We start from the raw sequence: 861 nt of genomic DNA, 5'->3' as shown, positions 1-861 counted from the left end.
TAGAAAATTGATTCTAAATAAAGAGTTACAAAAGAATGAACTCCCTGGCTTGTGTTTTCGCAAGCTAGGGGAGGACATTATTCGACACCGCATCATTTCGAAAGAGCTTGTCACCAGGGAAACAGCTGAGAAATTCCCAGATCAGCAAAAATGTTTCAGGAAACTTCTTTACTCGACAGACCGCTTTATAGACGAAGTCACGAGAGGTAGGAATCTTTTTATATCATAAGCCATGGTTCGTGGGGACACGAACGCTAATCAAAAAATGAGTAAAAAATTAAAATTCTTTTTAAGTACAGTAGTTGCGACCTGGGTAGTAATGACCAGCTGTGTAGATGAAAAGCAAGACATCGATAACAACGAAGGAAACCGAACGATCAATTTGGAGCTAAATGAAGAAAATGTGGAAGTAAGAACACTCGCCGTCAACGCGAATGGCTTCAATGTGATCGTGTAAGATGTAGCCGATAACGAAATATTTGACAACGCGGATTTGACAGGCGTACTGACAGAAATTGAACTCGTAAAAGGCGACCAATACGTATTTGTGTCTTCCAACGATATGCAAAACGTAGTCTTTGACCCACCATAATATTGCAGGCACAGTCACTGGTGCCATAGCCAAAGATCATAATATGTTCACCATAGACTTCACCTTGACAATGGACGCATTTTAAGTATCATCCGGTCAAATGCAAAATGCACTGACAGCAAATAAACGAAGGCATTGCTTCATTGATCGTCAAATATTCCATTTTCATCTAAAAATCATACCAAATCAGCTCTTGCTGATTGATTCTATTTAAGTTTACGGTGCAGAAATAATACACTTTATTTAATGATATTCCCTTTTTATTAATC

At 38.4% G+C, this 861-nt stretch carries 1 protein-coding gene; it reads left to right on the top strand.

Going from position 1 to position 861, the window contains the following annotated elements:
* The first annotated feature begins 265 nt into the window (after window positions 1-265).
* On the top strand, window positions 266-457 hold the full coding sequence (locus tag ABJD64_RS07070) for a hypothetical protein (RefSeq protein ID WP_348179970.1): 192 nt from the start codon (window positions 266-268) through the stop codon (window positions 455-457).
* Window positions 458-861 lie beyond the last annotated feature (404 nt).

This window comes from Reichenbachiella sp., assembly GCF_039944555.1.
Taxonomy (GTDB): domain Bacteria; phylum Bacteroidota; class Bacteroidia; order Cytophagales; family Cyclobacteriaceae; genus Reichenbachiella.
This window is presented reverse-complemented; position numbering and strand designations above follow the sequence as displayed.